Raw genomic sequence first — 19035 nt, 5'->3', positions numbered from 1 at the left:
TTTTTACAGTTACTTACTGAATGATTATTGCTTTTATTTTTGGCATATTCATCTCTAAATATCGTGTAACAAATTTACATAGCGAAATGCTTTATAAAGCTATCATCACTAAAATTAGCGGTAAAATAGGATCGATAAAACCGACTATTATAGGAGGATAAGTAGTGTTAAGTCGCATAAAGATAAAACAAATTAATAGTAACTTACAAAAAGTTAAAAAATTAGTATACCGAAAAAATATATACAAGAAATTAGGGTAAATAACCGAATTACTTTGCTTGCTAAGCTCTATAAGCCGCAAAATAGTATACTACCCGGGGGTTATGATTTTGGTTTTTACCCTTATCTATCCGATATTGGAGCAAACGGCTATGCGATGTCTGAGCCGCAAATTATAGAACATAATGAAACAAATTTTGATAGTTTTATTTATAGAGTGCGTTCCTATATTTATAATAATTTAATAGAAAAGCTAGGAAAAGATAAAGGGAATTTTCAGCTGCAATATTACTTGGCGAAACAAAAGGTTTAAACAGGCAAATAATGCAGGATATGAGGCAAAACGGTATATCACACGTGCTTTGTGTTTCAGGATTTGCATCTATCTTTAGTTGTGATGATTATTTTCCTTACTACAAGGTTTTTATTAAATCTTTCAAATTATTTGACATATAATTTCAATATAAAATTAATCTCTGCTTATTGTTCGCTAATAGGAAGCTTTGGTTATTTAGAACTAAGCGGTATGCAAATAGCAGCGACTAGAGCTTTTATTACTGCTGCAATTTTTATTTACGGTATTATATATCGGACGCTCTTGCTTTCCCCTTCATTCACTTGCAATTGCGGCTTTTATAATATTATCGTTAAATCCCGAATATATTTTTCATCCAAGTTTCTAATTATCTTTTATCGCCGTATTATCGCTTGTTGCCGGTTATGAATTTTACTTAAAGAATTCATGGTTACTTGGAGAAAAGAAAGGCATTTTTGGAGCAGTAAAATTTTATACAGCCTCAAATATTTATTCAAGCTTCTTAGCAAGCATCATAACGGCACCTGCAGTAATTAATCAATTCTTTATATTTGCTATTTACTCAGTACCAGCTAACCTCATTGTCGTTCCGATAACGTCATTTTGTCTTATGCCTCTTGCTTTGTTATCTCTGCCTTTTACCATGATCAGGTTTGATAACTATATTCTAAAGCTTATGGGATTCTTTATTGATATAATAATAAAATCAGCCGCCTATTTTAATAGTTTACCAACTGCTGTATAGTATTTCGGTTATATTACCAATTTCAGCATATTACTCTTTTTTATTCGGCTTTTTTGGCTTTGTATATGGAAAACTGCTTGGCGTTTGCTTGGTCTTGCAATCATGGCAATATCTTTTATATTTATGTCCTACTCCCCAAAGCCGGAATTAATATTTGATGCAAATCATATGGCGGTAGGCGTTAAAGATAGAGAAAATAAACTAGTAATACATGCTGATAAAATACCTGCTTTCAATAGAACTTACTGGGCTAATTGGTTTGGACAAAAAGATAGTATGGTGTTACCTTTAGAGAATAATATTTTTTAACCAACTACGGACAAAAAATTGTCATTAATAAAGATAATCATTGTGAGAAAGCCGAAATTCATATTAATCTCAATTATAAATCTAAGCCGCGGGAGCTTAATAACGATTAATAAAGATTTAAAAAAAAGCCCTATTATACTTATCTTTTGCAATAAAAAGGAATGTACGTAAAATCTTAGTACCGGACTGTTCTTGTTCTATGTCATTCCCGCTTGGCATTGTTGTGTGGATACTGAGTCGTCATTGCGAGGAAAAACTGTAAGTTTTGACGAAGCAATCCAGTAAAAAATGCTAGTTTTTAACATTTTTTTATTATTTTTCTGGATTGCCACGCTCCTTACAGTCGCTTGCAATAACGACTCAGTATCCACACAACAATGCCAAGCGGGAATGACATAAACGAGCCATATAACAAGGTCCAGTTTTTAGCTAGGATGACATCAAAGTCTTTTTAAAAACTATCCGATACTTTAGGTAAAATCGAATAATGCAAGTTACACACAAAATACTAAAAATCCCCTCAAAAGGATATAGAAAAATCTTGAGTCTCTTAAATGAAAAAGGACAAGCAAGACTTATAGGCGGCTGCGTACGTGATGCGTTACTAGATCTCTTGCATAACAAAACTAATAAAGAGGAATTTGAAGGAGACACGGAACGCAGAATCGCAATGTACATAAACGTACGTGAGGATTCGAGTACCGGATCGACGTACAAATTACCTTTAGAAGCAAGTTATCCAAGAGATCGACTTGAGAAAGGTAGCTGCGATATAGATATAGCTACTAATTTGACACCTAGTGAAGTAACAAATATTTTATCTGGAGCTAAAATAAAAACTATTCCGACCGGTTTAAAATTCGGCACGATTACGGCTACTTTAAATAATGAAAAATTTGAGATCACGACTCTTAGGAAAGATATTGAATGTAACGGCAGACATGCCAAAGTAATATTCACCAACGATTTTGCCGAAGATGCCGCAAGACGAGATTTTACTATTAATGCTTTAAGCTATTGTCCCTTTAAGAACGAGATATATGATTATTTTGAAGGGTTTAAGGATTTGCAGCAAGAAAAGGTTGTATTTATAGGAAAAACTCTAGATAGAATTAAAGAAGATTATTTGCGAATTCTACGCTTTTTTCGGTTTTCTAGCTATTATGCGAATCAGCTTGATGATGGCAGCTTTAAAGCATGTAAAGCTTTAAAAGACGGCTTAAAAACTTTATCACGAGAACGAATTAAAAGCGAAATGGATAAAATTATTGTTTCAAAAAGAGCAGCACAAATTTTAAAAGCTATGTTTGAAATAGGAATATTAGAACTAATATTCTCTATCCAAAATTATGAAATAAAATTTTTTGAGCAGGCAAATGATTTTAAATTAGAATTAGTTACTCGATATGCACTCTTATTATATTGTCAAAAAGATTTAAATTTAAAGGTCTTTCTAGATTGGAAATTCTCAAAACATGAAGCAATGCAAATATTATCAATAACGAACTTTCTGAATGACGCTAAATTTAACATGAAAAAAATTTGGTTTGAAAAAAAGAATTATAAGGAATATTTATTAGCAGCTAGAATAATCGGTAAATTAAATCATTCACAAGTAAAAGAATTTATTCTTAAATATGATGCGTTATTACGTCCTAAATTCCAAGTAAACGGTAATGATTTGTTAAATATGAATATAGAAAAAAAAAAGATAGGAGCAAAACTAGAATATCTAAAAAATTTTTGGATAGAGCAGGATTTTAAACCTAGTAAATTAGAGTTGTTGGCGAAATTATGAGAGCTAGTACGTCAAACCGTCATTGCGAGGAAAAATTGAAAATTTTGACGAAGCAATCTCGTGCCAAAATCCTGAGATTGCCACGCTCCTTTCAGTCGCTAGCAATGACGATTTGGTATCAACGCAAGCAAGCCTTCACAGAGATGACATACCTAGCATTACTATTTCTTACATTCCTCAGTCTTACTAGCTATGCTAAGCCTAAGATAGTTGTAAGTATTACGCCAATCGGCAGTATTGTTTCGATGCTTGTTAAGGATAAAGCGGATATCGAGAGCTTAGCTATTAGTAGTGACTGTCCACATCATTATAATTTAAAACCTAGTGATTTAGTAAAAGTCAAAAATTCTGATATAGCAATTTATATTAATGAACAATTTGACGGTTTTGCCGAGAAATTAATTGATAATCATAGCAAAAACATTATAAAAATCAGTGATATTAAATCTTTAACCACTATAAAAGATAATTGGCATATTTGGCTTGATCTTAATAATGCTGTGATTTTACTACAGGAATTTGCACAAATATTTAGTGAAAAATTTCCTGAGCTACAAGAAGATATTAATAATAACCTTTCAACAGCACTTAAAGAATTAAATAAGCTACAAAAGATTAAAAATAATGAGCTTGCAACGATAAAAGACGTAATTTTATTAAGTGACAGTAGCGAGTATTTTTTTCTTAATACTAATATTAAAACTGCAAAATTATATAGCGAAAGTCAAAAAAGCCTCCGATATATAAGCAAGCTAGAAGATTTAATTAAAGAGTCTAATAACAAATGTCTTGTTTTAAGTAATGAACAAAATTCACGATTATACGACAAATTAAACGCTAAAATAATAATATTAAATAGCGAAAATTGGAATATGCAGAATATAGGTTCCAACACTTTTCAAAATCAATATTTACAAATGATTTATCAAGTTAAAAAATGCATACACTAAATAGCGAAGAAGAGACAAAGAAGCTTGCAAAGCTTTTAGCACAAAGCTTAAAACCAAATGATATAGTTTTACTTAACGGTGACCTTGGAGCAGGTAAAACATTTTTTTGTCGTGAAATTATTAAATATTTTTGCGGTGAAAATACAAGCATTATAAGCCCTACTTTTAACTTACTGCAAACGTATAAAGCATCTAACTTCACTATATATCACTATGACCTGTATCGCCTTAAATCACCTGAAGAAATCTATGAACTTGGATTTGAAGAGGCATTAAACAGCAATTTAATTTTAATAGAATGGTCTGAAATTATTAAGCATTTACTTACTCCGCCTTTAATCGAAGTAAATCTAGAAGTATTAGATAATAATAAACGTTTATGTAGTATAATAACAAATTATAAAGAAAATTCACAAGAATCTTCCCTTATTGATTTTTTACAAGATTCTCCGCTATTCGATACAAAACTTGATATTCAAAGAGATAAAAGCCCTACTAGAAAAGTTAAATTATAATTATGAACTATTTAATTTTTCTTTTAAATAATTTATAAACTTCTCCATCATTTCTTTTTCCTATAAGAAAGATATTTAATATCTTATTTAAAAAATCCTTACTCTCTTCCTCTGACAAAAAACCACTTTTACTCGCATTTTTTGCTTGCATTGCCCAATACATATCTTCAAGCTGATTAATTTTCTCATATTCTTCATGTGATATAAGAACAACTATGAGCTTACCGTATTATTAATATCTAACTAATCAATTGTCATGTAATAAAAACGCCTTTTCAATAGGAAGTAATTTTAATTCCGGTAACATCGGCATAATTAAATCTATTCCGGCTTTTTCGTTACTATTACCGTGTACCAATATAAAAAAAAGAACCATTTTGAACTTTTTCGCCTTTAGCAAGCCATGCATTACTCCCAAGCGGAATAAATCCCAAATCTTTTAATTTTTCTATTAATGTTTGATCGGAAACTAATCCAGGAAAACGAAAGAAAGGTGACGGAGCAATATTATAACTTACTAATATTTTGCCTGCTTCTAATACTTCATTTTCAAAATCATCTTTATTTGAAAGAAGGAAATTATCTTCAAGAGGTTTATCTTTAAAATAAGGATGACTAAATGAATGATTAACCCATGTTATTTGTAAATAACCGTTTTCTTGTTGTTTTAATAACCATAAGAATTCTTCTGTATGCTTATTAATCCATAATCCTGAAACACATATAGCAATCGGAATAGGTTTATTTAGTTTGATCGATAATTCTACGAGCTTTTAAAAAAAATCTTCTTCAAAGCTTTTGGAAGAAGAACACATGTCAATTGTCAAGAACTGTCCTTTTACTTTATACATGCTACTCGTAGCACCGTAATTTTGTTGTATATAAGGTGTAGAGCTATATTTATTTAAAACTTTAATATACGGAGTTTTACTTAATTTTTTTAGAAGATTTTCTTTTTCTATTTTATTCGTAGGTAAAATTACCAGCTCTTGTAGGACTATTTCAGTTTTAAAAGAATTCGGATCTACTAAAACGAAATATGATTTTTCATTATTTAAATAAGAACGAATAGCAATTCTTATTTTTTTATTTTCAGCAATTACAGGCAAAAATACCGGTTTATAATCAGTTATAATTACTGCTTTTTCACTTGCATAGCTTAAACTAAAAAACAATATTACAAAAATAAAACTTAAAATTCTTTTAATTTATTCGTCTCCATAACGCTCGTATAAAATTCCGCAATTTTCTCTTTTACAGCTAGAGGATCGTTCATTAAATTAACAGCACCTCTAAACTCTGCTGAATTCGGTAAACCGCTACTATACCAGCCAATATGCTTACGTGCAATAGGTACGCCCACAGATTCACCATAATAATCAAGTATTGCCTCATAATGCTCGGTTACGATATCTAGCTGCTCTGCTATAGAGGGAGCAGATTTTTCTTCACCTGTTTTAAGATAATGATCAATTTGTGAAATAAGCCAAGGTTTGCCATATGCTCCTCTACCGACCATAATACCGTCTGCACCGGATTTTTGTAGGGCTTCTTTTGCCTTAACAAAATTAGTAATATCACCATTAGCAATAACCGGAATCTTTACCGATTCTTTAACTGATCGTATAAAATCCCAATCGGCATTACCGGAATAAAACTGGCATCTAGTTCTACCGTGAACGGTAATCATCTGAACACCTGAGCTTTCAGCAATTTTGGCTAAAGTCGGAGCGTTTTTCGTATTATCATCCCAACCCATACGCATTTTAACGGTTACCGGCAGCTTAACCGCTTCAACGGTAGCTTCAAAAATTTTAGCTGCCAGCTGCTCATCCCTCATTAGAGCCGAGCCTGAATAACCGCCTACTACTTTTTTCGCCGGACAGCCAAAATTAAGATCGATAATTTTTGCCCCCATACCCTCATTCATTTTAGCAGCTTCTGCTATCACATTCGGCTCACAGCCTGCTAACTGTACGCAAGCACTTGTTGCATCATCACACATAATGGCACTTTTTTTTAGTGACTGCCTAGATTCCACAATCATTGCTCTACTTGCTACCATTTCAGAAACTACAAGCCCTGCACCAAATCTTTTCACTAATCTTCTAAATTCCAAATCCGTAACACCCGACATTGGAGCTAGTATAATATTTGAAGAAAGCTCAATATTGCCGATTTTGATCATAAAAACCGTTATAAAAATAAACACTCATGATATCATAATTAAGTATTTTTGTCTAATATTACTAATTAAGAATAGACAAAAGCCGATTAATCTATTATAAAGCTTAAGTTATATTTCCTTACACCCTAATAAATGAAAGAATAGTATAGACGAAGATCAACTTGGAAAAGAGCAAGGAGTCTGTAAGCCGAGGAGCGGAGCGTATACTAATACGTGAGTATCCGAGGACTTACAAAGACGACGAAGCCAAATTTTCAAGTTCATAGAGTATATACGGCCACGTAGCTCAGTCGGTAGAGCAAAGGACTGAAAATCCTTGTGTCGTTGGTTCAATTCCAACCGTGGCCACCACTATTCCTTACTTTAAATCCAGTTATTTTATATCTTCAATTAAATTTCTATTGCATCTGTAAACTTATTTTTGTAATTAACTTTAGGTTAATAAAGATAAATTATGTTTATACGTATAAAAAAATTTTTGGAATACATAAAGAATCAACACCTGAAGAATCAGATGAAATATTATATAATCAACTAATATCTTTACTAGAAAAATTAATTGATAAAATAAAAAATACTAATTTATTTAATCAATCCGATGAGGATGGTAATACAGCCTTAATTTTAGCTGCTGATGCAGGTTTAGAAGAAGGTTGTTTAAAAATTATTCCCAAGATGTCTGACGAGGCTATTAATACGATCGAGAATATACGTGGTCAGCCTGCATTAACAAAGGCTATGTGGCGTGATTTAGATAATGTTTGTATAGAGCTTATTCCAAGAATGTTTGAGGAAAATATTAACTCTATTGATAAATTCGGAAGGACATTGTTAATGCTTGCATCCAAAAAAGGCATAATAGCAGTTTCTCTAGAGTTTATTAAGCTGCTGCCACCTGAGATGATTATTCGTGCTGATAATAATGGGAATATGGCTGCAAGCTACGCAGATACGGACAAAGCATTTGCCGAGGTAAGGGAATTATTGCAAGAAAAACAACAAAACTTATTAAAAAATTTAGCTTCATTTCTAAATAAAACTTTTTTATAATAATAGTTTAGATAATTTTTTTAAAATTGCATATGCTACAAAATTCTATAAAAAAGTGAAAGTAAATAAGGAACTATTAGCATCTTATTTACAAGAACAAAATAATAATCCTGAATCTATTATAATAACGATGAATAATTTTATGAAATTATTCCCATTTGCCATTGCAGGAGTATATACAACCGGAAATTCAATCGGATTCTACCCCCCCTTTTTTACATTTATCATGCTTACCAAATGAAGCAATATGTTGTATTATCTCCGACTTAGAAAATGAAAAATGGGGGATAGATGTTGAGTTGTCTGGAAAAAGTAACGCTACATAGAATTAATAAAAAGGGACCATTTTGCCTTCATCTTTAATTTTTATGATGCTTATAAATTTTGTTATATAAAAAAGTATTACTTAATATACTGTCGCTTAGTGGAGCAAATCGTCTATACTCTTCTGCTTTCAAAAATTGCTCTCTCATTTTATCAAGGATTCGCATCCTCACCTCTCAAAATAAAATTCAATTCTTGAAAGCATTTGAGTATACTTGCCTCCACCATTTAAATTCTGCTTATCTAATTACTCCCAGTTAATCAGTTTTTTAAAGTAATTAATTTTAATGTAACAAAAAGTAATTTTCATTACTTTTTAAAGCTCGTATGTTCAATACAAAATCATTCTTATCATAGATAAAAAATTTAACTAAGTTTAGATATAATACAGTGCCAAGAATAATTGAACGAAATAAACCAAGCGATGCTTTTAAAAGTTGTTTATCGATTATACGTATAATTTTCGGTATGGTAAATTGAATAAATTTCTAATTAATTTGTAGTAAGAATATTATGTGTAAAGTTTTTTAACTAAAATAAATTCTATTCTTAATTCCCTATTTATACCATTTGGATAAATTTCACGTAATAATTCTTTGTCTTTAATAAAAAAAATCTAGATATGGCTCAATAATAGCTATTTCTACTGTTTTAGTGTTCATAACGGCTTAGTTCTTCATTAGTTAAACTTAAATGATTCAAGTTTGATCACCAAGAAGCTAAGTTAAAGCCCGATTGGTGATCAGGGAGTTAGAAACACCGTCAACAAGAACAGCTGAGTAGTTTTTTAGGCTTAAAGTTAATACTCTAAGCCCTGAGAACACGACTACTACCTCCCCGACCGTAAAATATCGAGGAATAAACCAATTTAACGGTGATTTTACCGCCTGTTGATGGAGGTTTCTATACTCCAGAACAACCTTAGCTGTTCCAAGATGATTCTAAGCAAAACTTTAAACAATTAGAATCGTTTATTCCTAGTCCTGCAAGCATTATATTCTCTATTCTCGTCACATAATCATAAGTTGCAGAATAACCTGAATTTATTAATGCTTCTTTTTGTTCAGCTGTGATATCAAAACTTAAAGCTGATATATTATGATCATCAATAAAAACTGTTCTATCATGATTCTGAAAACAACTTATCAAGTCAAAGCTTGTGAGAACTTCAGCTAATGCATATAGTTGATCCACAACAGTAGTAGTATCCACAAACGGTTTTTAGGTTCTGTACCATTCTGATAAGCTTCTAATATTTCTTTATTGATTGGTTTAAACCCAAGAGTTTTATAATTTTTATTATCTGTTTGAGGGAGGCTTCGTACTGCAGTTTTATCATCAAACACCTCAACCAGGTAATTATTCGTAACTCCACCATCCACATATGTTGAAACTACTACTCCTTGAACAGTTTTTTGTACGGGCTGAAAATATATAGGAAAAGCCCCTGAAGCGTATACGAATTTTACAACTTTCTCATCAGGAGCATTTTCATAAGATAGAATTTCCGGAAATTTTGAGTACTGAGATTAGTACACACTACGTATAAATCTATATTTGTTTTTTGACTGTCATGTAGCTGTTTAAAAGTAATATCGGGGTCAAATCCCTTGTCTTTTAATATTGCCTTAAAAATTCTTCTAGATATTTCTCAGAATTTAACCCTCCGTAGAATACAAGATTATACACTTGGTCCTATTTACTAGTATGATCTGAAAATTTATTAAAATCAATTTTCTTAAGTATATCCTCAATTTCTTCCGGTTGATATCCTAGTGCTATGGAGAAAGCAGCTATTGCACCACCGGAAGCTCCAACTACTTTTCTGGATATTTTTTTAAACAATCTTTGTCTTTTAATGCCTTTAGAGCCCCTGCATACGCTATGACTTTTACTCCACCACCTGCAAAGGCTAAGTTGTTTATTTCTAACATTTTCAATACCTTGACTTAGTTAATATAATTTAGGCTTTATTAAAAGACATTAGATTATTAATATTTTTGTAAAAATTGATAAGATTTGTACTAAAATAGCTACTTCTATTTCAAAAAAGCTTTATAATTCAGTAACAAAAAATAGCTACAATATATTAATTTAATTCTTCTTAATAAAACGTAAATTAATATTTGTGACTTTTTATCTATTTTTTTCCTAGATCTTACAATCAAGTAGACGTTGTTGCGTGGATCGGTTTTTCCGTCATTGCGAGGAATTTGCATAGCAATTGACGAAGCAATCTCAGGAGTTTGTTATTATTTCATGAGACTGCCACGCAGCCTACGGCTCTACGGCTGCTCGCAATGACGACATCATTCTTTACTTAGCAATACCTTTTATTCCACCTGTAAATTTTGTTGCATAATAAAACTATCACTTATATACTGTCGCTAATGATTAATTTGCTTAAAGTTATATGGTAAGTAGTAATTTTTATAAAAATCTAGGGCCACGAAAACTAACAGCAATTATAGATTTTTTACACGATATTATAGCACCTCCTAAGATTCATGAAGATATAGCTATTCATGATATTAAAATTCTGCAGGAAGCATCACCAAATGATATTAGCTTTTTAAGCAATCCTAAATACTCCGAATTTTTAAAAACTACCAAAGCTGCTGCTTGTATAGTGCCGAAAAATTTTACGGGAGAAGCAAATCCAAATACTGTTTTATTACACGCCCAGAACTCATATTTTGCTTACGGCAAATTAATAGATTTTTTTTATGCTCCTATTAAATCATACCCTGCTAAAATAATGAAATCCGCTATTGTTGCAGATTCGGCGACTATCGGAAAAAATTGTTATATAGGTCACAATGTAGTTATTGAAGACGATGTTATTATAGGTGATAATAGTATTATAGAAGCTGGAAGTTTTATAGGTAGAGGAGTAAATATCGGCAGAAACGCTAGAATAGAACAACATGTTTCAATAAATTATGCAATTATAGGCGACGACGTCGTAATACTTGCAGGTGCAAAAATTGGACAGGACGGGTTTGGATTTTCTACCGAAAAAGGCGTACATCACAAAATATTTCATATAGGAATAGTTAAAATCGGCAATAATGTTGAAATTGGTGCAAACACTACTATTGATAGAGGATCACTTCAAGATACAATTATAAAAGATTTATGCCGCATAGATAATTTAGTACAAATAGGGCATGGCGTCAAAATAGGTAAAGGCTCTATTATCGTAGCACAGACAGGTATAGCAGGAAGTAGCACGATCGGTAAATATTGTGCTCTTGGAGGGCAAGTAGGAATCGCCGGACATCTAAATATAGGCGATGGGGCACAGGTAGCGGCACAAGGCGGTGTAGCACAAAATATAGAAGCAGGTAAAATTGTCGGCGGCAGCCCTGCAATTCCTATTATGGATTGGCATAGACAATCTATTATTATGAAACAATTACTAAAGACCTCTAATAGCAAATTAAAAAAGTAGATTGCTATTGAAAAGAGCTTTGTTGTTGCATAAATACCTGAGCCGTCATTGTGAGCAGCCATAGGCTACGGTGGCAATCCAAAAAAATTAGCAAAAAGTGCTGATTTTAGTACTTTTTACTAGATTGCTTCGTCAATTATTTCATAATTTCCTCGCAATGACGGAAAATTTACATTAAAGAAGAGATCTAAATAAATGATCATAGATATTACCGAAATCATGGATTGGATACCTCATCGCTATCCATTTTTATTAGTAGATAGAGTACTTAAAATCGATCCTAACAAATCAATAACAGGTATTAAAAACGTTACTGTTAACGAACCGCAATTTACAGGACATTTTCCGGCAAGGCCTGTTATGCCCGGTGTTCTAATGGTTGAGGCTATGGCACAATTAGCTGCTATATTAGTTGCTAAATCTTTAGGTTTTACTAAGAATAAAGAAGTGTTTTTAATGACTATCGAAAATGCAAAATTTCGTAGAATTGTTCAGCCGGGGGATACTATGCATATCCACGCTGTTATTGATCAGCAAAGAGCTAACGTATGGAAATTTTCAAGTACGGTTACGGTCGAAGGTGAAATAGCTGTAGAAAGTAAGTTTACCGCAATGATTAAAGATAAAACATAGGGACATAGTGTCAAATTCTAATATCCATACTACAGCTGTAATTGCAGAAGGTGCAAAGCTTGGTAAAAACGTAAAAATCGGACCGTATTGTATTATAGGTCCTGAAGTTGTGCTTCATGACAATGTCGAGCTAAAATCCCATGTAGTAATTGAAGGGATTACCGAAATCGGCGAAAATACCGTAATCTATCCTTTTGCATCAATAGGTCAACCTCCACAAATCTTAAAATATGCTAATGAGCGATCAAGCACGATAATTGGCTCTAATAATACTATTAGAGAATATGTTACGGTACAAGCAGGAAGCCAAGGCGGCGGAATGATGACAAGAGTAGGAAATAATAATTTATTTATGGTCGGCGTCCATATAGGTCATGATTGTAAAATCGGCAATAATGTAGTATTTGCTAATTATGTAAGCCTAGCAGGTCATATTGGGGTAGGTGATTATGCAATAATCGGCGGACTGTCTGCCGTACATCAATATGCTAGGATCGGTGAATATTCGATGATCGGCGGGCTATCGCCGGTCGGAGCAGATGTAATACCGTTTGGGCTTGTAAGTAGCAAACGTGCGGTGCTTGAGGGCTTAAATCTAATCGGTATGAATAGAAAAGGGTTTGATAAAGTAAAGTCTTTAAGTGCTTTAAAAGCTATCGAAGAAATCTTCTCAGGTGAAGGTAATTTTGCTGAGCGTATAAAACAAGTTGCTGAGAAATATAACAATAATTCTATAGTAATACAAATTATCGATTTTCTTAATCAAGATAGTAGTAGAGCATTTTGTCGTTTTGAGAAGTAAATTTATTTAACTAGCGATATGTAACACTTTGTGTTACAATTAAATATTATAAGGAGGATAAAAAGTATTACGACTAGTATACGCTTAGAAATAAATTTAAGTAAAAAACTTGAAAAAGCAACTTATGATTTACACCGTGAAAAAAGCTGGATAATTAGTGAAGCAATACATAATATCTTAAACAACTAGAAAATTCAGACCTAGACAAAGAAGCTAAACGTCAATCCTTATTAGCTAGTAAAGAAAACAATCCTGATGCCAACTTATGGTTAAAACACAATGAAGAAAGTTGGTTAGATGAATGGAAATAATAGAAATTAAAAAAGATATATTGTTGCTTGGTGTAATATCTGGAGATTATGGTAAACCTCGCCCCGTTGTTGTTCAATCTAATTTATATAAAAATCATCCCAGTATAACAGTTTGCCTTCACAACGTATTTAATAGATGACCCACAACTTTTCACCTGTTATTGACTCCTACAGAGCTAAATGGTTTTAATTTAGAATCTCATATTATGGTTGATGAAATTAGTGCTATAAGAAGTGATAAAATTCAAAAAAATTGGTGAATTATCACCTGAACAACTAGAAGAGTTAATTGAAGCTATTATATTAAATTATGGATGAATTAGCCACTAATTTTCTCATTTTTTCTTGCAAAGAGTTTTGGCGTAAACGAGTTTTCAAGCTCTTAAAATCAACTATTTCTGCATTTTGATTTTGCTGGCTACATGCAAAAATATATTTCTGCTCTCCTTTAACTTTTTGAATACATTGTCCGCAAATTCCTTTCATCATACATTGCATCGATGAATTAACGCTAACTATTATTTTTGTATTTTCACTGAATATTTCATTTTTTAGACTTTGCAATTCTTCTATTATTTCAGGAGAAGCATTAATTATTACTATATCCACTGAAACTAATTTACGGATTTTTATATCAGGATAGGTAACAAATATAACTTCATTATTATTTTCTTTTAGAACTTTTAATAAGCCTATAATATTACCGACTTCGAAATCAACAATAACTATTTTTTTATTTTGAGGTATTTCTAGCGGCGAACCTGTCGGTCCCATTAAAACTACTTTCTCATTTTCGGATAATGTTTTACATAAGCTAGTAGATTTACCGACTTCAAAAACTATAAAGCTTATTAAGCCTTTTTCTACATCAATATCGATAGGGCTTAAGGCTACAGGCTCTATTAACTTAGCAGCATCTTCAGAATAATTTTGTAAGCGAAAAAACTGTCCGAACTTAAAATTTTTAGCAGCAAGCGGCGAATGAATTATCAACTCAAAAGTTTTATCATCTAAAATATTTATTTTATTAACCCTAGAAGTCAGCAAATAATCAAGCTGCGTACAAAAATCTTTATAACTACCTTTAAAGCTAGGATTATTATTTATAAGCTTTTTGTTAATAGCGTCGTACCCTTCTTTGGTACTAGCAAGAGCCTTCACTACACTACCCGAATATTTAGGATTACAATCACCGAAATAGCTATATTTATCCTCATCGAATTGAGTGTTATTTTCTATACCGATTGCCATAATCACGGTTTTGGTTTTGATGTCATTGCGAGGAAATGCGTAGCATTGACGCGGCAATCTTGTTAAGCCAAACTCCTGAGATTGCCACGCAGTCTTTGACTGCTCGCAATGACGGTTTCGATTCTCAAACTCCACAGATTCCACATGACCGTATTTATTAACATTAATCCTTAAAGGTTGCATATTTTCCTTAAAATCAACACCGAGTGCTAATGCATATATTAGCTCCTCGTGATTTAATTTATATGCCGGCGAATCTTGCAATCTTCCACGATAGTAGACAGTAGCACCCCCAAGCTTATTAAAAACCTTTCTTAATTCTTCATTATTCTTAGCTTCTTTAAACAATTTTGCATGAGCAATAAATTCTTCAGCTATTTCTTTATCTTCCTCCGTCAAATCTTTTTCTATATAATCTTCGGCAAATTCCTCTACTTGTTTTTTATAGTAATATAAACTTTCCGTTGCTGCGTCTAAGGAAGTAAGACCGCCGCCTATTACCGCAATCGGCATCCTAATTACCATATTAGTACTAGAATTTTTCAAAAATGCCCCTCCGTTTTGCAAAGTCATTAAGAAATCAGAAGCCGTTTTTACGCCCTTAGCTTCAAAATTTTCTATATCCAAAACTTTCGGCTGACCTGCTCCAATGCAAAAAGCTATATAGTCAAAACCCAAATCGAAAGCTTGTTCTTTCGTTATATTAAAATCTAAAGCTACTCCGTCATAATATTTGAAATTATTATTTCTCTCTAATATTAGCCGCAATATATCGAGATTGTTTTTATCCCACCGAACGGTAATCCCATATTCCGCTACCCCTCCAAATCCTCTTGGCATTCTTTCCGATAACAAATTTTTATATTCATGCCAAAATTTTATAGGCTTATGAACGTCAAAAGGCAGTAGAGTAATTCTTAAACCGTCAATAGCCACAACATTATGACCTGACCGTAATAAATAATAGCTAAGACTAAAACCTGCAGGACCAAGACCGGTAACTAAAATATTATAATTAGTAGGTTCTTTCGGAAGCGGTGCATAAATATTAAGCGGATTCCAACGAGTAAGCAGTAAATATATCTCTAAGCCGTAAGGTAATTTAAGTGTTTCTTCTAAAATATTTGATTCTATTAATGGGATATTTACCGGATCTTGCTTTTGGTAAATACAAGCTTTTGAGCAATCATTACAAATTCTATGACCTGTTGCTGCAACCATCGGATTATCAATAACGATAATAGCAAGAGCACCTAGGTTAAAACCTTGTGCCTTAATATAGTTCATTTCAGAAATTTTTTGTTTTAACGGGCAGCCTTGTTTTAAATCCGTCATTGCGAGCGACTGCAAGGAGCGTGGCAATCTCGTCAAATCTCCTGAGATTGCCACGTCGCTTCGCTCCTCGCAATGACGATTCTGAGGTTGCAGTAATCCCTTAGAACAGCTATCCTTATCTTGCTTATGGCAATAAATACAATAATGAGAATGGTTTAAAGCTTCATCTAGATTTAAAAAAGAATCTGTATAGTCAAAATCTACTCTCTCATTTTTTTGATATTTTAATATTTTTTTATCGTCTATTAGATTTTCTTTATCTAGTTTTTGTGGGAGGTTGAATAGGATGTTATCCTGTGGCTTGATACCCCCACACAAATAAACCCTATACGCAGCATACCTAGCTGCTATGTCTAATTCTTCTGCAAAACTTTCTTCTGCCTGTTGCCATATAATTATTTGTTTGGCAAATTCTCTAGAAGTAAAATTCGCACCTATTAAATCAGTTAGTTTTAAATACACATCTTCAAAATCAATATCTTTTATTTTTTCCGGTGGATATTTTTTTACGGCAACACGTTGAACAAATTTTCTTTTACATTCATAAATAATATCAAAATCTTTATGTTTTAACCTTGATATCGTTATTTCTTTTGAAATACAAAATAACTCTGCTAAAAAATCGTCTAAATGAGGGGAAATTTTTAGCAAAAATTCGGAATAATCTTTTGGAATAATGGAGAGAGGAGTCGATCTAAATAACATTAAATCTTTATGCAAAGATCTATCGGCTTTAAAGAGATAATCTAAAAATATTTGATCTAATTTTTTAAGTCCGGTTAAATCTAATTCATTAAAATCTAGATTAAAACCAAGTTTCATAAATAATAAATAACTCTTTTAGAAAATTGTCTATAAATTAAATAACTGATACAAACAGTAATAAATGCAACTATAATAGACTTAACTATCAGCATCATATCCGGTAATGTTCCGTCAATCACCAACGCTTGTACGGGTCTTATAACTAAAAAGAACGGATTAAATTCAAAATATATCTTTTTAGACTCCGGAATTAGCGAATATGGATAAACTATCGGTATACTCCAATAAATAACTCCAAGAATAACACTCAACATTTGCGGAATATCTCGAATATACGGCGTTAAAAATGCTACTGCGATAGAACCGCTAATCACACATATTATTAAGGGCAAAATTAATATCGGCATAAATATTATTTGCCAAGAAAATTTTTCTGGAAATAATAAAATAAAAGCAAAATACATTGCCGAAAATGAGCAAATTAAAGTATATAATTGCCCTAAACTATCCGCAACAGGAAAAAAAGTCTTAGAAATTCTAACTTTTTTTATTATTTGATCACGTGTAACTAAAGAACTTGAACAAATCGTTAAGCTGCTTACTATAAAACTCCACAAAGGAATACCACCGACTAAGTTCATTACCATAAATTCTCTCGGCTGTCTTAATAAAAAACCGAAAAAATATGAAATTACCATTATGTGAATAAAAGGCTGAATTAAACTCCATAAAGAACCTAAAAAAGAATCTTTATTTTGCCTAATTATAGAAGCTTTAACTAGTAATGCTATTGCCCGCCAGTATTTTTTAGAAAAAAAATACTTTATCATTTATGAATTTCCTTGTTGTTGGTTATAGATTTTAAACATTTCCGATGGTGTACCATCACCTATAATATTGCCGTCTTTTAATAAAATACATCTATCGCAATTATCTTTTATAATTTCTTCTTGATGGCTTACTATTATTGAAATAGGAGTATTTTTAAATTTATTCTTCATTAAACTAAGAGATTTTTCTATAAAATAGCTATCGCCTGCCGCAAAAACTTCATCAAGTAATAGAATCTGCGGATTTTGAAATATCGATACAGAAAAAGCAAGACGTGATAACATACCGGAGCTATAAATTTTTATTGGTAAATCAATTTTACTACCAAGTTCTGAAAAATCTATAATTTCTTTTTCAATTTTTTTGCTATATTTATCCAGCATATTATTATATAACATTAACATTTTTATATTTTCACGACCAGTTTGCTCAGACTCAAAACCAACTCCCATATCTATAATTGCCGCAATATCTCCATGAACTTTGACTGTACCGGATTTTAACGGATATATTCCGGCGATTAACTTTAGAAACGAACTTTTTCCCGAACCGTTACTCCCTATAAAAGCTATTTTTTCTCCCTCATAACAAGAAAAATTAATATTGTTTAATATAGGTATATTTGGAGAAAGAGAGACTCCTTTTTTCAAGAAGAAATGCTTTAAACCTTGAGCTCTTTTATGAGTATCAATACCTTCAACATAACCATTAGTTATCTCTATAAATACTTTTGGATAGCTAAGTGACATAAAATAAATATTAAATAGATTTATTAATCCAATCTAAAAGAGAATTTTTTTGTTGCAAACCTATTTTAGTATCTTTTTGTTCACCATTTTTAAATAACATTATCGTTGGAATACTACGAATACCGTATTCTGAAGGAGTGTTAGGATTTTCATCAATATTCATTTTAAGTACTTTTACTTTGCCTTGTAATTCTTTACTGATTTCATCTATTATCGGTGTTAACATTTTACACGGTCCGCACCATTCTGCCCAAAAATCAACCAGTACAGGTAAATCCGATTCTAATACTTCCTTTTTAAAAGAGCTATCCATTACGTTATTTGCCATAAATTCCTCTATGTTTTTGTAGCATTGTGTCCATATATGGCTTTTATGTCATTCCCGCTTTTAACAGCCTTATTGCATGACTCGTTTATGTCATCCCGCCTACACGCGGGGATGACATCGAGTAGGTTTTTCAATCTATACAACAAAGTTGCTTTTAGCTAG

Annotated in this window: 20 protein-coding genes, 1 tRNA gene and 5 pseudogenes; 14 read left to right on the top strand and 12 right to left on the bottom strand. The window is 32.0% G+C overall.

Annotated features, from left to right (window positions below; translation table 11 throughout):
• Positions 1–20 precede the first annotated feature (20 nt).
• The 7 genes and pseudogenes from WSW_RS1000000112060 to tsaE all read left to right on the top strand — a co-directional run bounded on the left by WSW_RS1000000112060 (position 21) and on the right by tsaE (position 4852).
• The gene (locus WSW_RS1000000112060; protein ID WP_016917312.1) at positions 21–161 is read left to right on the top strand and encodes a hypothetical protein; all 141 of its coding nucleotides are present in this window, start codon (positions 21–23) and stop codon (positions 159–161) included.
• Between the two features lie 113 nt (positions 162–274).
• Positions 275–532, top strand: a complete 258-nt coding sequence (locus WSW_RS0105005) for a hypothetical protein (protein ID WP_029375004.1) — start codon at positions 275–277, stop codon at positions 530–532.
• An 11-nt stretch (positions 533–543) separates the two neighbouring features.
• Positions 544–1280: pseudogene (locus WSW_RS1000000113960) on the top strand (ComEC/Rec2 family competence protein).
• Between the two features lie 102 nt (positions 1281–1382).
• On the top strand, positions 1383–1589 hold the full coding sequence (locus tag WSW_RS0105000) for a hypothetical protein (RefSeq protein ID WP_014362268.1): 207 nt from the start codon (positions 1383–1385) through the stop codon (positions 1587–1589).
• 487 nt (positions 1590–2076) lie between these two features.
• Positions 2077–3387, top strand: coding sequence for a palindromic element RPE1 domain-containing protein (locus WSW_RS0104990; protein ID WP_016917310.1), 1311 nt, complete (start codon positions 2077–2079; stop codon positions 3385–3387).
• Positions 3384–4337: a metal ABC transporter solute-binding protein, Zn/Mn family gene (locus tag WSW_RS0104985; RefSeq protein ID WP_029375003.1), complete on the top strand. Its 954-nt coding sequence runs from the start codon at positions 3384–3386 to the stop codon at positions 4335–4337. The genes WSW_RS0104990 and WSW_RS0104985 overlap by 4 nt, the downstream gene beginning before the upstream one ends.
• Entirely contained in the window at positions 4325–4852 is a 528-nt protein-coding gene (tsaE, locus tag WSW_RS0104980; protein WP_016917308.1) for a tRNA (adenosine(37)-N6)-threonylcarbamoyltransferase complex ATPase subunit type 1 TsaE, read from the top strand. The genes WSW_RS0104985 and tsaE overlap by 13 nt, the downstream gene beginning before the upstream one ends.
• 7 nt (positions 4853–4859) lie before the next feature.
• Here tsaE and WSW_RS1000000112335 read toward each other — a convergent pair whose 3' ends face one another.
• From WSW_RS1000000112335 to dusB, 3 genes and pseudogenes are all read right to left on the bottom strand, one after another.
• Positions 4860–5003 (bottom strand): hypothetical protein, encoded by a 144-nt coding sequence (locus tag WSW_RS1000000112335; RefSeq protein ID WP_172795061.1) that lies wholly within the window; start codon positions 5001–5003, stop codon positions 4860–4862.
• Positions 5004–5099: 96 nt separating this feature from the next.
• Positions 5100–6060, bottom strand: a pseudogene (locus tag WSW_RS1000000109490) (polysaccharide deacetylase family protein).
• Positions 6045–7040, bottom strand: coding sequence for a tRNA dihydrouridine synthase DusB (dusB, locus tag WSW_RS0104965; RefSeq protein ID WP_029375002.1), 996 nt, complete (start codon positions 7038–7040; stop codon positions 6045–6047). Before dusB ends, WSW_RS1000000109490 begins: the two are co-directional and overlap by 16 nt.
• Positions 7041–7315: 275 nt before the next feature.
• Between dusB and WSW_RS0104960 the strand changes: the two genes are divergently transcribed.
• Together WSW_RS0104960 and WSW_RS1000000113140 are read left to right on the top strand one after the other, a co-directional pair.
• Positions 7316–7391 (top strand) — tRNA-Phe (locus WSW_RS0104960).
• Complete coding sequence (locus tag WSW_RS1000000113140; protein WP_238528515.1) at positions 7359–8090, top strand: ankyrin repeat domain-containing protein; 732 nt, start codon at positions 7359–7361, stop codon at positions 8088–8090. The genes WSW_RS0104960 and WSW_RS1000000113140 overlap by 33 nt, the downstream gene beginning before the upstream one ends.
• Positions 8091–9335: 1245 nt before the next feature.
• Here the strand turns inward: WSW_RS1000000113140 and WSW_RS1000000113135 are convergent.
• The 5 genes and pseudogenes from WSW_RS1000000113135 to WSW_RS1000000113115 form a co-directional block, all read right to left on the bottom strand.
• A complete protein-coding gene (locus WSW_RS1000000113135; RefSeq protein ID WP_016917304.1) occupies positions 9336–9608 on the bottom strand; it encodes a hypothetical protein in 273 nt (90 codons plus the stop codon).
• Positions 9587–9796 (bottom strand): hypothetical protein, encoded by a 210-nt coding sequence (locus WSW_RS1000000113130; RefSeq protein ID WP_016917303.1) that lies wholly within the window; start codon positions 9794–9796, stop codon positions 9587–9589. The genes WSW_RS1000000113135 and WSW_RS1000000113130 overlap by 22 nt, the downstream gene beginning before the upstream one ends.
• 18 nt (positions 9797–9814) lie before the next feature.
• Positions 9815–9919: pseudogene (locus WSW_RS1000000113950) on the bottom strand (patatin-like phospholipase family protein); the annotation flags it as partial.
• A 190-nt stretch (positions 9920–10109) separates the two neighbouring features.
• Positions 10110–10259: a patatin-like phospholipase family protein gene (locus tag WSW_RS1000000113120; RefSeq protein ID WP_016917302.1), complete on the bottom strand. Its 150-nt coding sequence runs from the start codon at positions 10257–10259 to the stop codon at positions 10110–10112.
• Positions 10232–10348: a hypothetical protein gene (locus tag WSW_RS1000000113115; protein WP_016917301.1), complete on the bottom strand. Its 117-nt coding sequence runs from the start codon at positions 10346–10348 to the stop codon at positions 10232–10234. The genes WSW_RS1000000113120 and WSW_RS1000000113115 overlap by 28 nt, the downstream gene beginning before the upstream one ends.
• A gap of 479 nt (positions 10349–10827) precedes the next feature.
• Between WSW_RS1000000113115 and lpxD the strand changes: the two genes are divergently transcribed.
• From lpxD to WSW_RS1000000113110, 5 genes and pseudogenes are all read left to right on the top strand, one after another.
• Positions 10828–11868: a UDP-3-O-(3-hydroxymyristoyl)glucosamine N-acyltransferase gene (gene lpxD / locus WSW_RS0104925; protein ID WP_016917300.1), complete on the top strand. Its 1041-nt coding sequence runs from the start codon at positions 10828–10830 to the stop codon at positions 11866–11868.
• A 195-nt stretch (positions 11869–12063) separates the two neighbouring features.
• Entirely contained in the window at positions 12064–12501 is a 438-nt protein-coding gene (fabZ, locus tag WSW_RS0104920) for a 3-hydroxyacyl-ACP dehydratase FabZ (protein WP_016917299.1), read from the top strand.
• A 7-nt stretch (positions 12502–12508) separates the two neighbouring features.
• The gene (gene lpxA, locus WSW_RS0104915) at positions 12509–13303 is read left to right on the top strand and encodes an acyl-ACP--UDP-N-acetylglucosamine O-acyltransferase (protein ID WP_004997001.1); all 795 of its coding nucleotides are present in this window, start codon (positions 12509–12511) and stop codon (positions 13301–13303) included.
• Between the two features lie 30 nt (positions 13304–13333).
• A pseudogene (locus WSW_RS1000000113945) lies at positions 13334–13614 on the top strand (hypothetical protein).
• Positions 13615–13637: 23 nt separating this feature from the next.
• Positions 13638–13874 (top strand): annotated as a pseudogene (locus tag WSW_RS1000000113110) (type II toxin-antitoxin system PemK/MazF family toxin).
• Positions 13875–13917: 43 nt separating this feature from the next.
• On the opposite strand, the gene WSW_RS0104900 reads toward WSW_RS1000000113110, so the two are convergent.
• From WSW_RS0104900 to trxA, 4 genes are read right to left on the bottom strand one after another with little or no spacing between them, the layout of a single operon-like run.
• Positions 13918–17022, bottom strand: a complete 3105-nt coding sequence (locus WSW_RS0104900) for an FAD-dependent oxidoreductase (RefSeq protein WP_016917297.1) — start codon at positions 17020–17022, stop codon at positions 13918–13920.
• Positions 17019–17795: an ABC transporter permease gene (locus tag WSW_RS0104895; RefSeq protein WP_004997009.1), complete on the bottom strand. Its 777-nt coding sequence runs from the start codon at positions 17793–17795 to the stop codon at positions 17019–17021. The genes WSW_RS0104900 and WSW_RS0104895 overlap by 4 nt, the downstream gene beginning before the upstream one ends.
• Positions 17796–18545, bottom strand: coding sequence for an ABC transporter ATP-binding protein (locus WSW_RS0104890; RefSeq protein ID WP_004997012.1), 750 nt, complete (start codon positions 18543–18545; stop codon positions 17796–17798).
• 10 nt (positions 18546–18555) lie between these two features.
• Positions 18556–18873: a thioredoxin gene (gene trxA, locus WSW_RS0104885; RefSeq protein WP_004997015.1), complete on the bottom strand. Its 318-nt coding sequence runs from the start codon at positions 18871–18873 to the stop codon at positions 18556–18558.
• Between the last annotated feature and the right edge of the window lie 162 nt (positions 18874–19035).

Origin of the sequence: Rickettsia honei RB (genome assembly GCF_000263055.1) — a bacterium.
In the GTDB taxonomy this organism is placed as follows: domain Bacteria; phylum Pseudomonadota; class Alphaproteobacteria; order Rickettsiales; family Rickettsiaceae; genus Rickettsia; species Rickettsia rickettsii.
The sequence above is the reverse complement of the archived record's forward strand: the minus strand, read 5'-3'. Positions and strand labels throughout refer to the sequence as shown.

Bases quoted from the DNA above. Each gene is read 5' to 3' on its own strand.
- WSW_RS1000000113115 (WP_016917301.1), bottom strand. From the start codon at position 10,348: ATGTTAGAAATAAACAACTTAGCCTTTGCAGGTGGTGGAGTAAAAGTC.
- lpxD (WP_016917300.1), top strand. From the start codon at position 10,828: ATGGTAAGTAGTAATTTTTATAAAAATCTAGGGCCACGAAAACTAACA.
- WSW_RS0104890 (WP_004997012.1), bottom strand. From the start codon at position 18,545: ATGTCACTTAGCTATCCAAAAGTATTTATAGAGATAACTAATGGTTAT.
- WSW_RS0104895 (WP_004997009.1), bottom strand. From the start codon at position 17,795: ATGATAAAGTATTTTTTTTCTAAAAAATACTGGCGGGCAATAGCATTA.
- tsaE (WP_016917308.1), top strand. From the start codon at position 4,325: ATGCATACACTAAATAGCGAAGAAGAGACAAAGAAGCTTGCAAAGCTT.
- WSW_RS0104990 (WP_016917310.1), top strand. From the start codon at position 2,077: ATGCAAGTTACACACAAAATACTAAAAATCCCCTCAAAAGGATATAGA.
- WSW_RS0104985 (WP_029375003.1), top strand. From the start codon at position 3,384: ATGAGAGCTAGTACGTCAAACCGTCATTGCGAGGAAAAATTGAAAATT.
- fabZ (WP_016917299.1), top strand. From the start codon at position 12,064: ATGATCATAGATATTACCGAAATCATGGATTGGATACCTCATCGCTAT.
- WSW_RS1000000112060 (WP_016917312.1), top strand. From the start codon at position 21: ATGATTATTGCTTTTATTTTTGGCATATTCATCTCTAAATATCGTGTA.
- WSW_RS0105000 (WP_014362268.1), top strand. From the start codon at position 1,383: ATGGCAATATCTTTTATATTTATGTCCTACTCCCCAAAGCCGGAATTA.
- dusB (WP_029375002.1), bottom strand. From the start codon at position 7,040: ATGATCAAAATCGGCAATATTGAGCTTTCTTCAAATATTATACTAGCT.
- WSW_RS1000000112335 (WP_172795061.1), bottom strand. From the start codon at position 5,003: ATGCAAGCAAAAAATGCGAGTAAAAGTGGTTTTTTGTCAGAGGAAGAG.
- WSW_RS0104900 (WP_016917297.1), bottom strand. From the start codon at position 17,022: ATGAAACTTGGTTTTAATCTAGATTTTAATGAATTAGATTTAACCGGA.
- trxA (WP_004997015.1), bottom strand. From the start codon at position 18,873: ATGGCAAATAACGTAATGGATAGCTCTTTTAAAAAGGAAGTATTAGAA.